Genomic DNA, 12,205 nt, shown 5'->3' on the forward strand with positions numbered 1-12,205 from the left:
CCCTCATGCTCGCACGGACCGCCGACGCGCTCGGTTACCCGGCGTCGATCACCCTGACGCCCGTCTCGCGGAGCCGCGCGAGCGAGGTGGGGTCGGCGTCGGCGTCCAGCACGAGTCCGGCCACGGCCTCGAGCGGCAGCACCTGGTGAGGAGACGCCGCTCCGACCTTCTCGACGCTGCCGAGCGCGAAGGTCTCTGCCGCGCGGGAGGCGAGGACCCGCTTCATCGCGGCCTCGTCGGCGTCGCCGGTGGTGAGACCGGTGTCCGGATGGATGCCGGTGACGCCGAGCAGGAACAGGTCGGCGGTGATGCGCCCGGCGGCCTCGACGGCCGCGGCGCCCGACGCGACGGCCGAGTGCTTGAACAGGCGACCGCCGATGAGGATCACGTCGGCCTCGTGCTCGAGCAGTGCGACGGCGATCGTCGGGCTGTGGGTGACGATCGTGCACGGCCGCTCCCGCGGGAGGTGCCGCACCACTGCCAGGTTCGTCGTGCCGCCGTCGAGGATGACCGTGGCACCGGGGCGGATCAGCCGGGCGGCGGCGGCAGCCACCCGGTCCTTGCTGTCCGACGCGATCGTGCTCCTGGCGGCGTAGTCGGCGACGGCGGGTGAGGCCGGGACCGCGCCGCCGTAGACCCGGGTGAGCAGCCCCTCGCCCGCGAGTTCGCGGAGGTCGCGCCGGATGCTGTCCTCCGAGAGATCGAGTTCCTGGGCGACCTCCTTGGCCACGATGCGTCGATCACGGCGCAGTCGCTCGAGCAGGAACTCACGTCGCGCAGCCGCCAGCATTCGCACTCCTTCACGTTGTTGCACGTTCCTGCACTATTATGGCAGACATGACCACTTCCATGATGATCCTGATCGCCGGCCCCTACGCCTCCGGCACGAACGGCGACCCCGCGCTCATGCAGCGCAACCTCGAGCGCCTGGAGGAGGCGGCCTGGCCGCTCTTCGAGGCCGGACACGTGCCCATGATCGGCGAGTGGGTCGCCCTGCCCGTCCTCCGCAGCGCGGGTGCCGACGGGCCGACCGATCCGCTCGCCGAACAGGTGATGTACCCGACCGCCGAGCGGCTGCTCCAGCGCTGCGATGCCGTGCTCCGCCTGCCGGGCGATTCACGCGGCGCCGACCAGGATGTCGCGATCGCGCGCTCGCGCGACCTGCCGGTGTACTACAGCCTCGACGAGGTCCCCGGCGTGATCGCGGCATCCGAGCTCGCGAGCTGATCGGGGTCAGACCGCCCGGGATGCTGGCACCCAGTCGACGGCCCCGACCTCGGCCAGGACCGCGCTCGGTGCGCTGACGTGCTCCTGCAGCCAGAGCTCGAGCACGGCGAGCGGCCACAGCAGGTTGCCGTCGACGGCGGAGAACGAGCCGTTCGGCCTCGCGAGCAGGCGGTCCAGTTCCGCCGGGCGCACGATCGACCGGAGCCTGGCGGTGCTCGGCCCGAGGGCGTCCCTGACCAGTTCCAGGACCGCCCCGTCGAGCTCCTGGAGGGCCGGCACGGGGAAGTACCCCTTCGGGCGGTCGATGACCTCGGCCGGCAGCAGCCTGCGGCCGAGCATCTTCAGCGGCCCCTTGCCGCCGTCGGCGAGCTTGAGCTCCGGCGGGCAGGTCGCGGCCAGCTCGACGAGCTCGTGGTCGAGGAACGGCACCCTCGCCTCGAGTCCCCAGCTCATCGTCATGCAGTCGAGCCGCTTCACCGGGTCGTCGACCATGAGGAGGTGGGTGTCCAGCCGCAGGATGGCGTCCAGCGCCGTCGCAGCCCCCGGAGCCGACAGATGGGCCGCGGCGAGCGCCCGGCTCACGTCCCGGTGCGGCATGCTGCCGGCCCTCACCAGCCTCAGCAGCTCGCGCTCGTCGCGATCGAAGAAGGCCTCCGACAGCACGTCGATGGCCCGGTCGCGGCGGGCGCCCGCTGCCGCCGCGTGGTAGCCGTAGCCGGCGAACACCTCGTCGGCGCCCTGGCCGCACAGCACGACCTTGATCTCGCGGGCCACCGCCTCGGCCAGGAGGAAGAACGCCGGCACGTCGTGGGAGGCCATCGGCTCGGTCATCGCCGCCACGCTGTCCATCACCATCGGCGCGATGGAGTCGGCGCCCACCCGGAGTTGGCGATGATCGGTCCCGAAGGCCCGTGCCACGGCATCCGAGTACCGGAACTCGTCACCCGACTTCCCGCCCGCGCTCTCGAAGCCGATGCTGAACGTGTGCGGCGGTGCCCCGCTCACGCGTGCCAGCAGGGCGACGAGGAGGCTCGAGTCGAGCCCTCCCGAGAGCAGCACGCCGACCGGGACGTCGGCGACGAGCCGACGCTCGACGGCGGTCTCGAGCGCGGCCTCGACGGCGTCGGTCCAGTCCTCGGCGCTCCAGCGCTCACGATCAGGCGAACGCTCGTACTCGGGCTGCCAGTAGATGCGGTCCCGCTCGGCGCCCGTGGCCGAGACCACGCGCACGGTCGCGGCGGGGAGCTTCTCGACCCCCGCGAGGATGGTGCGCGGGGCGGGCACGATCGAATGCCACGACAGGTAGTGGTGGATCCCGACGGGATCGAGCGAGGTGTCCACGTCGCCGGCCGCGAGCAACGCCGGCAGGTGGGAGGCGAAGCGCAGCCCGGTCGGGGTTCGCGCGAGGTAGAGCGGCTTGATCCCGAGGCGATCCCGCGCGAGCACGGCCACGTCGCGCCGCCCGTCGATGATCACGATCGCGAACATCCCGATGAGGTGCTGCACGAAGTCCTCGCCCCAGCGCTCGTAGGCCCGCAGCACGACCTCCGTGTCCCCGTCGGAGCGGAACGGGCGATCGCCCTCCAGTTGCTCGCGCAGTTGCTTGTAGTTGTAGATGCAGCCGTTGAAGACGAGGGCCAGGCCGGACTCCTCGTCGACCATCGGCTGCGCCGCGGCATCCGTCAGGTCGATGACCGTGAGCCGTCGGTGGCCGAGCGCCGCCCAGCCGTCGTTCCAGTAGCCTTCGCCGTCGGGGCCGCGGCAGGCCTGAGCATCCGACATCCGACGGACCGCCCGCAACTGCGGGCGATCCGCGCCGAACGCGAGTTCACCGGCGATGCCGCACATGGCCGGCTCAGCGGACCGTGCGGGAGCGGCCCGTCGTACCGGTCGTGCCCGTCGTACCGGTCGTGCCGGTCGTGCCCGTGCGGCGGACTCGGTCCTCCCGTCCGAGCAGGACGCCCAGCACGATCATCGCGACGGCGAGCACGGCGTGCAGCCAGTTGTCGGCGGAGTTGAGCGGGACGAAGTTCGCCGGGTGGTCGCCCGAGAGGAACAGCCCGTAGATCAGGAGCAGCGCGTAGACCGCACCACCCCAGATGAGGTAGTTCTTCGAGAATGCGAAGCTCGTCGCGGCAGCGAGCCCGACGATGCCGTAGAGCAGGTGCACCAGGTTGTGCAGGATGGACACCTGGAACACCCCCAACAGGAGCGCCTGCGATTCGTGCCCGGCGAACTGGATGGTCTCGAGGTTCGTCGTGAGGCCGGGGATGAACCCCGCGACGCCCACGATCACGAAGACGATCCCGAACACCAGGGCCACCTTCTGGACGGGCGTTTCCGCGTACCTGGTCCGATCTGCCGCCGGACGGGCAGTGCTGTGCATGTCGACCTCCTCGTCAGGTCCGGCATCCGAGCGAGCGGATCGCCGGAACGTGGGTTCTCCGCACATGGTCGACCGGCCTCGCCGATCCGAGGGAGGGGCTTGACTCCCGCGTCGCGGAGGGGCAGCGACTGATGCGCCGCCGGCCGCGGCCTGCGCGAACTGCGGATGCCACAGGCGGATGCCGCGGCGGATGCCGCGACGGATGTCAAGCCCTACGCTCGCCGCGACGCGTGCGATCTGATGTCGACATGGCCGCGAAGACACCGGACGACGACGTGAGGCGCTTCCTCCGCGACCGGACCGCCTCGATGGTCTCCGAGCTGAGCGAGTGGGTGCGCATCCCGTCGATCGCGGCGGTGCCGGAGCACGCCATCGACGTCCGCAGGTCGGCGCGATGGCTCGCCGGCGCGTTCCGCACGATGGGCCTCAGGACGCAGCTCATCGGAACCGGCGAGACCGAGGCGGTCCTCGCGCGGCTCCACGTCGACGACCGCCTGCCGACCGTGCTCGTCTACAGCCACCACGACGTTCGGCACGCCAAGCCCGAGGAGTGGGCCGAGACGCATCCGTTCGAACCCGTGCTCCGCGACGGCCGTCTCTTCGGCCGCGGCGCCTCCGACGCCAAGGGGCAGGTCATGGCGCATCTGCAGGGGCTCCGAGCCCATCTGGCGCTGCTCCACGGGGATCGGCCGGCCGTCAACCTGACGTACCTGATCGAGGGCGAGGAGGAGCTGGGTTCCCCGCACCTGGAGCAGTTGCTGGGCGAGCACGCCTCGATCCTCGCGTCCGACGCCGTCGTCTTCTCCGACACCATTCAGTGGGCGAAGGGCGATCCGGCGGTGGTGACCTCCGTCCGCGGCATGGTGCCCGCCGTCCTCCGCGTGTTCGGGCCCGAGCGTGACGTGCACAGCGGCACGGTCTCAGGTGCCGCGCCGAACCCGATGCAGGCGCTCGTCGAGGTCCTCGCCCGCCTCCACGACGACCGGGGCCGCATCATGCTGCCCGGCTTCGCCGACCACGTCGAGGAGCCCGCGCCGGCGAGGGTCGCGGAGCTCGCCCGGCTGCCCTTCGACGAGGCCGACTGGCTGCGCCGCACCGAGACGCGCTCCGTGCGCGGCGAAGCGGGCTTCAGCGTTCCCGAGCGGCTCTGGCTGCGCCCCGCGCTGGAGATCGTCTCCCTGCTCGGCGGTGACCCCGAGGGCATCGCACGGGCCGTCATCCCCGCCGAGGCCAGCGCGAGCCTCAGCATCCGGACAGTGCCGAACCAGACCGTCGCCACCGTGGCCGACCAGGTGCGAGCGTTCGTCGCCGAGGCGATGCCCGACGGCGTCGCCTTCGAGCTCGAGGTCGACGAGACCACTGCGCAGGAGCCGTACCTCACGCCCGAGGGTCCGGCGCTGGCCGCACTGGAGCGCGCCGCCGCCCTCGGGCTGGCCGCCGGCGGCGCCACCGCCCCGGACTCGGAGGACGTGCCGAGGCGCATGGGCAACGCCGGCGGCGGTCCGGCCGAACTCCTCGCCCGCTCGCTGGACGCCCCGGTCCTCTTCCTCGGCACCGGACTGCCGGAGGACCACTGGCACGCGAGCGACGAGAGCGTCGACGTCGACATGCTCGTGAACGGCGCCGCCACCATCTGCCACCTGTGGAGCGAGCTCGCCGAACTGCCCGTCTCGCGGCGCTGACCGACGGGTCGGCACCCGCTCGGCGCCTGGGGTTGCCGTCGGAGCCCGGATTCGCGGCGGGTCGGCCCCGGGCTCAGCGCTCGGTGACGCCCGCCTCGAGCATCGCGACCGAGCGATCCCACAGCGCGCGAGCGAGCGCGGCGTCGTCGGCGCGGCGGCTGGCGCGAGCCGGCCGCGACCGTTCGTAGTACAGCCCCGTCGGGTAGTCCTCGCCCGGCGCGCCCTCCGCGAGGAACACGAGCGTCTCGGCCCCCTTCTCGGGCGTGGAGAGCACGAGGTCGCGCAGCCGCCACTGGTAGAGGCGCGCCATGCCCGATCCGCGATCGGCGGAGAAGTTCGTGGCGATCGCCCCGGGGTGGAACGCCGTCGACGTCACGCCCTCGGCTCCGTGCCGGCGCTCGAGCTCCTTCGTGAAGAGGATCTGCGCGAGCTTGGCATTCCCGTACGCGCGCACGGGGCGGTATCGGCGCTCGGACTCGAGGTCGTCGAGGTCGAACTTCGCGAACAGCCGGTTCGCGAGGCTCGACGTGTTGATCACGGTCGCCCGTGAGGCGACGAGCGTCGGCATGAGTAGCCGGGTGAGCAGGAACGGCGCCAGGTAGTTCACCTGGAACGTCATCTCGTGGCCGTCGCGCGTGACCTCGCGCTCGGCGCCGAAGACGCCGCCGGCGTTGTTGGCGAGCACGTCGATCCGCGGATGCCGCAGCGCGAGCTCCACGGCGAGCGCGCGGACCGAGCCGAGGTCGGCGAAGTCGACGAGGTGGTGCTCGGCGCCGAGCTCGTCGGCGAGGGCGCGGGTCTTCTCGGGCGAGCGCCCGACGAGCACGACCTGATGCCCGTCGGCGTTCAGCCGGCGCGCCGCCGCGCGTCCGATGCCGTCGCTCGCGCCGGTGATGACGACGACCTTCTGCGCCATGCTGCCTCCTGGGGGTGAGCCATCAGCCTAGGCGCCCGCCACGACCCCCAGCTCCCACTCGATGCGCCATCGCCCCTCGACCCGCCGCAACCCGATGCTGGTCTCGAGCGTCGTCCGCACGCGCGGCCGGGCGAGTTCCCGGTACGAGACCCGTTCGACGACGCGGCACACGGCGCCGTCATGCGCGAGGTCGAGGCGCTCGACGCGCACCGTCCACCGGATGCGCCCCTGCAGGAGCTCGAACCACTCCCAGAGGCGGACGGCGTCGGTGCCGGGGTCCGCGACACGGGTCACGGGCGGGCTCACGCCGACGACCTCCGCGCCCGGCAGGTAGCGGGCGGCGAGCCAGTCGCCGTCGCGGGAGCGCATCGCGGCGCCGCGCTTGGTCACGATCCAGGCGACCTCGGCCTCGTCGATCCGCGCGTCGCGCGCGACATCCGCCGCCTCCTCCCCTGCGAGTGGTGTCCGGGTTCGTATGCGTCTCGTCGTCATACCCACACGACGAACGCCGCGGCGTCGGATCGACACCGGCCGCGGCATCCGCGACCCGCTGTGCGTTCGGACCCCGGATGCCGCGGTGCGAGACTTGGGCGATGCGACGACGCCCGAACTCCCGACCGAACGGCCCGCTCAGCGTCATCCGCTCGATCGCGAGGTGGCTGCTCGCTGGGCTGCTCGTCTTCGCGGGGCTCTCGCACCTGTTCTGGGCCAGGCGGGGCTACCGGATCGTCGTGCCCGACTGGGTCGAGCAGGTGACGCCGCTCGACAAGGACGCCGTCGTGGTCGCCTCGGGGGCCGCCGAGGTGCTGCTCGGCGCCGCGGTCGTCGGCCTTCCCCGGGAACGCCGTCGCGTCGGTGCGCTCGTCGCGGCGTTCTTCGTCGCCGTGTTCCCGGGCAACGTGCACCAGTGGCGGACGGGCCGGCCTGCGCCGCTGATGCGCAGCGACCGGGCGCGCTTCATCCGCCTGTTCCTGCAGCCGGTGCTCGTCGCGTGGGCCCTCTGGAGCACCGCGCCGGTCACTCCGGACGCGGCCGCGCCAGCACGCCGCCGATGAACGCGAGCACGCAGCCGATCCAGATCAACGGGAGCCCGATCCCGAGCGTCGGCACCACCGCGACGACGGCGAGGAAGATGAGCCAGGCGACCGTGATCAGCACCGTGAGCACCGCACTGAATCGCGTGAGGCGCCCCGACTTGCCGATCATGCCGAGGAGCATGAGCGCCGCGAAGAGGAACACGAGCACCCGCACCGCGGGCTCGGTCAGCCTGATGTCGCCCAGGAACAGCTCCGACCTGGCGAGTGCGCCGATGAGCTCGATCGACGGCAGGAACGGCGTGAAGCCCGCGAACCATTCGGCGAACGCCCCGACGATCACGAGGAGGCCGCCGATGATGACGAGGATCCGGCTCGTGATCGGTCGGCGGTCGGCCGTGGCCTGCGTGAGCACGGCCTGCGCCTCGACCGAGCGCACGCCGTCGGTCGCGATGACGCGCATGCGGCGAGTCGCCTGGTCCGACGGGGCCGGGCGAGGCGCATCGACGGCGAGCCGCGCCGCTGCCACCTGACCCGCGGGCACCACGAGCTCGCTCGGCGTGAAGACGAGGCGGGCCGTGCCGTCCTCTGATGCGCCCTCCAGCCGCACGCCGAGCGGTTCGACGCCGCGACGGTTGTCGACGGTGACCTGGAATGCAGCGGCCCGTTCGTTGACGACGAGCTGCGACGGCGGGTCGATGCGGAGCACCGCGGTGAGGATGGCCTCCGGCGGCGACGAGAGCTCGACCGACCCGAGGGCCTCGACGTCCTGCACCCCGTCGGACACGACGACCGAGAACGCGTGCGTCGCCGTCTCGCCGCGCTCCGGCGCCGGGGCGGCGAGCCGGCCCCGCACGCGCACGACCGCGCCGGGCTCGATGACGACCTGCTCGGAGCTGAACGCGAAGCCGATCGACCGGCCCGGGTCGCGCGCGGCGAGCGCCGCCGTCACCTCGCGGTGGCCGCCGCGGTGGTCGATGATGACGTCGAAGTCGGCCGTGTTGCCGCGCTCGACCTTGAGTGAGCTCGGCTCGATGCGCACGCGCACGGGCGCGTCGACCGTGATCGCGGAGGTCCGCTGCACGAGCGTCAGCGGCACGGCCGTGCGTCCGGCGTCGTTGCCCGCCTCGACGGTGACCTGGCGGCTGAGCTCTCGCCCCGGCTCCGGCTCGGGCGCGCTGAAGGACACCGGGAGCTCGACCACCTGGCCGGGCGGCACCGTGACCACGTCGGGGGCGAATGCGAAGCGAACGAGCCCCTCGGCGTCGGCCGCGGTGAGGCGCACGGTCTGCGCGAAGTTCGCCGCCCGGTTGTCGAGGCGCACGGTGAACTCGCCCGCGGCGTGATCCTCGAGGCGGATGAGGCTCGGCCGCACCTCGAGCGACGCGTTCGGCCCGACGGGCGGCACGGTGAGCTGCAGTGAGACCTCCGTGCTGCGTTCCGGCTCGGCCAGCGAGGAGATGCGGATGGTGAGCGCCACGCGCTGCGCGAACACGAGCACCTCGTCGTGCACGCCGATCATGAGCGGCACGGAGAGCTCCTGCGCCGGCATGAGGTGCGCGTCGCCGTGCGAGAAGGAGAGCCACTGCGGCGGCGAGACCGGCTCGATCGCGTAGCCGTCGACGATCGACGACGGATTCGTGAGCCGCAGCTGCACGGTCACGGGCGCGCCGGGCACGACGGTCGCCTCGGTCACGTCGAGCACCGCCTCGGGCGCCTCGAGGCGCGCAGTCGTCGTGGGGTGCGGCTGGGTGCCCGAGACCGGGGTCGCCTGGCCTGGGGCGTCGGATGCCGCGGGGTCGGCGGATGTCGCGGGCTGATCGCCTCCGGCCGGGTCTGCGTCCGTCGGCTGCCGTGCGCCCGGCGCCGAGTCGGTGGTGGCCGGGTCGGCGGTCGCCGGGTCGGCCCCGGCCACGCCCGCCACGGGAGCCGTGCCCGGCGCGGCGTCGGCGGTTCCGTTCGGACCGGTGCCCGCGGCATCCGTCGACGGCACGGTCGAGGCCGCCGACTCCTCGGTCTCGACGGAGTCGACGATCGTCGGCACGCTCCCCGCGAGCGGGGCGCCGTCGAGCGTGGCGCCGCCGGAGTCCCAGCCGAGGTAGGCGTCGCAGCCGCTGCAGAAGCGGGCGGCGGCCTCGTTGACGGTGCCGCACACCTCGCAGACGCGCTCCGCCATCGCCGTCCTCCCGCGCTCGAACCCGGACGTTCTCCTCGCCCTCGGGGCGACCGTATCGCCGCGGGCCCGCGGCGGCCAGCGAACTGCCCGAACGGGTACGCAGGAGTGCCCGAACCCGGCCGAGCCGCGCGCGCACCTCAGGCATTCGCACGCCTGTCAGGACGATTCCGCGGAGAACCTCCTGAGCCGCGACCGTTCGCCTGACGCGGCAACGCCGAGTCGTGGCATCCGCCCCAGACGCGACCGCACGGATGCCGCGCACCGCCCTTCCGCGCCACGTCAACCCCCGCGCGGGGCGGAGCCGACCGTGCCTACGATGCCCGGACACCGATGATCGAACGACGATTGGAGTACCCGATGACTGTGGCACGCGACATCATGACGCCCGACGTGACCTGTGTGAAGGAGGACCAGACGCTCGTCGAGGCGGCCCGCATGCTGCGCGACCTCGATGTCGGCGCGCTGCCCATCTGCGGCAACGACGACCGGCTGAAGGGCATGCTCACCGACCGCGACATCGTCGTGAAGTGCCTCGCCGACGGCGGCGACCCGAGCACCGTGACCGCCGGAAGCCTCGGCGAGGGCAAGCCGGTCACGATCGGCGCCGACGACGACATCCGCGAGGCACTCGAGACGATGCAGGAGTACCAGGTGCGCCGCCTTCCGGTGATCGACGGGCACGACCTCGTCGGCATCATCAGCCAGGCCGACATCGCGCTCTCGCTCTCCGCGACGGAGACCGCCGAGACGGTCGCGGAGATCTCGGAGGACTGAGCCCCGCGGCCCGGCGTGCGTGTGGCGCGCGCGCCGCGCGAGGACGAGGGCGGATGCCGCTACGCGGACTCGCGCACCACGAGTTCGGTCGGCAGGGTCATGCGCCCGGCCGGCCGGCCGTCGAACACGTCGAGCAGCATGCGCACCATCTCGTGCGCGATGCGGTCGAACGGCTGGCGCATCGTCGTCAACTGCGGGGTGAGGCGGGTCGCGATGGGCGCATCGTCGAAGCCGGCGACGGCCACGTCGTCGGGCACGCGGCGCCCGTGCGCCTGGAGCACGTCGATCGCGCCGGCGGCCATCATGTCGTTCGCGGCGAACACCGCGTCGAGGTCGGGCGCCTGCTCGAGCAGCGACTCCATGGCGCGCGCGCCGCTCGCGCGCGAGTAGTCGCCGTACGCGACGTAGCGCTCCTCGAACGCGTCGCCCAGCTCGGCGCGGTAGCCCTCGAGGCGGCCCACGCCGCCCGAGGTGTCCTGCGGACCGGTGATCGTCGCGATGCGCTCACGCCCGCGTTCGCGCAGGAACGACACGGCGTCGCGGGCACCGTCGCGGTCGTCGGCCGAGACGAAGCCGATGCGGCGCTCGTAGCCGAGCGGCACCCCGCAGGAGACGACGGGCACCTCGGCCTCGACGAGGCGCTTGAGGAATCCCTCGCGGCCGCGGTGCGAGGAGACGAGCAGGGCGCCGTCGACGTGGCCGCCCATGATGAAGTCGGTGGCCCGGCGCTGCTCGTCGTCGGATCCGGCCATGAGCAGTACGAGCGGGAGGTCGCGTTCGGCGAGCGCGTCGGCGGCCGAGCGCATGAGCACGGAGAAGTTCGGATCCTCGAAGAGCCGGTCGTGCGACTCGGTGAGCAGGAACGCGACCGAGTTCGCCCGCGCGGTCGCGAGGTTGCGAGCGTGCGGATTGATCCGGTAGCCGGTCTTCTTGATCGCCGCCTCGACCGCCTCACGGGCGGGCGGGCTGACCCAGTGTCCGCCGTTGAGCACGCGCGACACCGTGCCGCGCGAGACCCCTGACACGCGCGCGACGTCCTCGATGGTCGGCCGCTTGCGCGGGGCGTGGTCGCTCACGTGCCCAGTGTAGGAGCGCGTCACGCCTTTACCGCGCCCGCGGCGAGGTCGACGCGCCAGTATCGCTGCAGCACGAGGAAGAGGGCGATGAGCGGCACGATCGAGAGCAGGGCGCCCGTGATGACGAGCGTGTACATGGAGGGCAGCGACGCGCCCTGGTTCAGCAGGCCCGAGAGCCCGACGGTGATGGGGAAGAGCCGGTCGTCGCCGAGCATGATGTACGGGAGCATGAAGTTGTTCCACACGGCGACGAACTGGAACAGGAAGATCGTCACGAGCCCCGGCCCCATCATGGGCAGCCCGATGCGGTGGAAGATGAACAGCTCGCGGGCGCCCTCGGTGCGGGCGGACTCGACGATCTCGGTCGGCACGGCCGCGGCCGCGTAGATGCGGGCGAGGTAGATGCCGTACGGGCTGATGAGCTGCGGGAGCAGCACCGACCAGTAGGTGTTCGTGAGGCCGACCTGTGCGAGCAGCAGGTACTGCGGGATCGCGAGGATGACGCCCGGCACGAGCACGCCCATGAGCAGGATCCGGAAGACCGTGGCCTTGCCCGGGAAGACGTACTTCGCGAGCGCGAAGCCGGACAGCGCCGAGATGTACGTCGAGATGATCGCGCCGACGCCCGCGTAGAGCGCGGTGTTCGCCATCCATCGCCAGTACAGCCCGTCCCGGTAGGCGGTGAGGTCGACGATGTTCTCCCACAGGTGGGTCGAGGGCGCGAAGGTGAACGTCGAGAACAGCTCCGAGGCATCCTTCGTCGACGCGATGAGCACCCACGCGACCGGCAGCAGGCAGTAGAGCGCGCCGAGCAGCAGCACCGCGGTGGAGCCGACGGCGACGGGGACGCGGGTGTCCTTGGGGGCGCGCCGCCCGGTGGTGCCGGAGAGCTCCGGAACGAGGGCGGCGCGTGTCTCGGTGGTGACGGTCATGG

The 12,205-nt window shown here is 72.4% G+C and carries 12 protein-coding genes; 4 read left to right on the forward strand and 8 right to left on the reverse strand.

Annotation, left to right across the window (positions count from 1 at the left end; translation table 11 throughout):
- Positions 1-34: 34 nt before the first annotated feature.
- Positions 35-790 (reverse strand): DeoR/GlpR family DNA-binding transcription regulator, encoded by a 756-nt coding sequence (locus tag GQQ95_RS17655; RefSeq protein ID WP_157428919.1) that lies wholly within the window; start codon positions 788-790, stop codon positions 35-37.
- 47 nt (positions 791-837) lie between these two features.
- Between GQQ95_RS17655 and GQQ95_RS17660 the strand changes: the two genes are divergently transcribed.
- Positions 838-1,227: a DUF4406 domain-containing protein gene (locus GQQ95_RS17660; RefSeq protein ID WP_246205772.1), complete on the forward strand. Its 390-nt coding sequence runs from the start codon at positions 838-840 to the stop codon at positions 1,225-1,227.
- A 6-nt stretch (positions 1,228-1,233) separates the two neighbouring features.
- Here GQQ95_RS17660 and GQQ95_RS17665 read toward each other — a convergent pair whose 3' ends face one another.
- Together GQQ95_RS17665 and GQQ95_RS17670 are read right to left on the reverse strand one after the other, a co-directional pair.
- Positions 1,234-3,075: an N-acetylglutaminylglutamine amidotransferase gene (locus GQQ95_RS17665; RefSeq protein WP_157428920.1), complete on the reverse strand. Its 1,842-nt coding sequence runs from the start codon at positions 3,073-3,075 to the stop codon at positions 1,234-1,236.
- Positions 3,076-3,082: 7 nt separating this feature from the next.
- Entirely contained in the window at positions 3,083-3,613 is a 531-nt protein-coding gene (locus GQQ95_RS17670; protein WP_157428921.1) for a DUF4383 domain-containing protein, read from the reverse strand.
- Positions 3,614-3,861: 248 nt separating this feature from the next.
- Between GQQ95_RS17670 and GQQ95_RS17675 the strand changes: the two genes are divergently transcribed.
- Positions 3,862-5,295, forward strand: a complete 1,434-nt coding sequence (locus GQQ95_RS17675; RefSeq protein ID WP_157428922.1) for a M20/M25/M40 family metallo-hydrolase — start codon at positions 3,862-3,864, stop codon at positions 5,293-5,295.
- Between the two features lie 73 nt (positions 5,296-5,368).
- Here GQQ95_RS17675 and GQQ95_RS17680 read toward each other — a convergent pair whose 3' ends face one another.
- On the reverse strand, positions 5,369-6,211 hold the full coding sequence (locus GQQ95_RS17680) for an SDR family NAD(P)-dependent oxidoreductase (RefSeq protein WP_157428923.1): 843 nt from the start codon (positions 6,209-6,211) through the stop codon (positions 5,369-5,371).
- Between the two features lie 27 nt (positions 6,212-6,238).
- Positions 6,239-6,703: a Cif family virulence factor gene (locus GQQ95_RS17685; protein WP_157428924.1), complete on the reverse strand. Its 465-nt coding sequence runs from the start codon at positions 6,701-6,703 to the stop codon at positions 6,239-6,241.
- Between the two features lie 101 nt (positions 6,704-6,804).
- On the opposite strand from GQQ95_RS17685, the gene GQQ95_RS17690 reads away from it, so the two are divergent.
- Positions 6,805-7,266, forward strand: coding sequence for a DoxX family protein (locus GQQ95_RS17690; RefSeq protein ID WP_246205773.1), 462 nt, complete (start codon positions 6,805-6,807; stop codon positions 7,264-7,266).
- Here GQQ95_RS17690 and GQQ95_RS17695 read toward each other — a convergent pair.
- On the reverse strand, positions 7,229-9,421 hold the full coding sequence (locus GQQ95_RS17695; protein WP_157428925.1) for a hypothetical protein: 2,193 nt from the start codon (positions 9,419-9,421) through the stop codon (positions 7,229-7,231). The genes GQQ95_RS17690 and GQQ95_RS17695 overlap by 38 nt on opposite strands.
- Before the next feature lie 357 nt (positions 9,422-9,778).
- Here GQQ95_RS17695 and GQQ95_RS17700 point away from each other — a divergent pair, with 357 nt between their 5' ends.
- Positions 9,779-10,195, forward strand: a complete 417-nt coding sequence (locus GQQ95_RS17700; protein ID WP_157428926.1) for a CBS domain-containing protein — start codon at positions 9,779-9,781, stop codon at positions 10,193-10,195.
- Positions 10,196-10,254: 59 nt separating this feature from the next.
- Here the strand turns inward: GQQ95_RS17700 and GQQ95_RS17705 are convergent, their stop codons facing one another.
- On the reverse strand, positions 10,255-11,271 hold the full coding sequence (locus GQQ95_RS17705; RefSeq protein ID WP_157428927.1) for a LacI family DNA-binding transcriptional regulator: 1,017 nt from the start codon (positions 11,269-11,271) through the stop codon (positions 10,255-10,257).
- A 20-nt stretch (positions 11,272-11,291) separates the two neighbouring features.
- On the reverse strand, positions 11,292-12,203 hold the full coding sequence (locus GQQ95_RS17710) for a carbohydrate ABC transporter permease (RefSeq protein ID WP_157428928.1): 912 nt from the start codon (positions 12,201-12,203) through the stop codon (positions 11,292-11,294).
- Between the last annotated feature and the right edge of the window lie 2 nt (positions 12,204-12,205).

The sequence above is a fragment of the Agromyces salentinus genome (assembly GCF_009749395.1).
Classification (GTDB): domain Bacteria; phylum Actinomycetota; class Actinomycetes; order Actinomycetales; family Microbacteriaceae; genus Agromyces; species Agromyces salentinus.

Bases quoted from the DNA above. Each gene is read 5' to 3' on its own strand.
- GQQ95_RS17695 (WP_157428925.1), bottom strand. From the start codon at position 9,421: ATGGCGGAGCGCGTCTGCGAGGTGTGCGGCACCGTCAACGAGGCCGCC.
- GQQ95_RS17710 (WP_157428928.1), bottom strand. From the start codon at position 12,203: ATGACCGTCACCACCGAGACACGCGCCGCCCTCGTTCCGGAGCTCTCC.
- GQQ95_RS17680 (WP_157428923.1), bottom strand. From the start codon at position 6,211: ATGGCGCAGAAGGTCGTCGTCATCACCGGCGCGAGCGACGGCATCGGA.
- GQQ95_RS17660 (WP_246205772.1), top strand. From the start codon at position 838: ATGACCACTTCCATGATGATCCTGATCGCCGGCCCCTACGCCTCCGGC.
- GQQ95_RS17700 (WP_157428926.1), top strand. From the start codon at position 9,779: ATGACTGTGGCACGCGACATCATGACGCCCGACGTGACCTGTGTGAAG.
- GQQ95_RS17655 (WP_157428919.1), bottom strand. From the start codon at position 790: ATGCTGGCGGCTGCGCGACGTGAGTTCCTGCTCGAGCGACTGCGCCGT.
- GQQ95_RS17690 (WP_246205773.1), top strand. From the start codon at position 6,805: ATGCGACGACGCCCGAACTCCCGACCGAACGGCCCGCTCAGCGTCATC.
- GQQ95_RS17675 (WP_157428922.1), top strand. From the start codon at position 3,862: ATGGCCGCGAAGACACCGGACGACGACGTGAGGCGCTTCCTCCGCGAC.
- GQQ95_RS17670 (WP_157428921.1), bottom strand. From the start codon at position 3,613: ATGCACAGCACTGCCCGTCCGGCGGCAGATCGGACCAGGTACGCGGAA.
- GQQ95_RS17685 (WP_157428924.1), bottom strand. From the start codon at position 6,703: ATGACGACGAGACGCATACGAACCCGGACACCACTCGCAGGGGAGGAG.
- GQQ95_RS17665 (WP_157428920.1), bottom strand. From the start codon at position 3,075: ATGTGCGGCATCGCCGGTGAACTCGCGTTCGGCGCGGATCGCCCGCAG.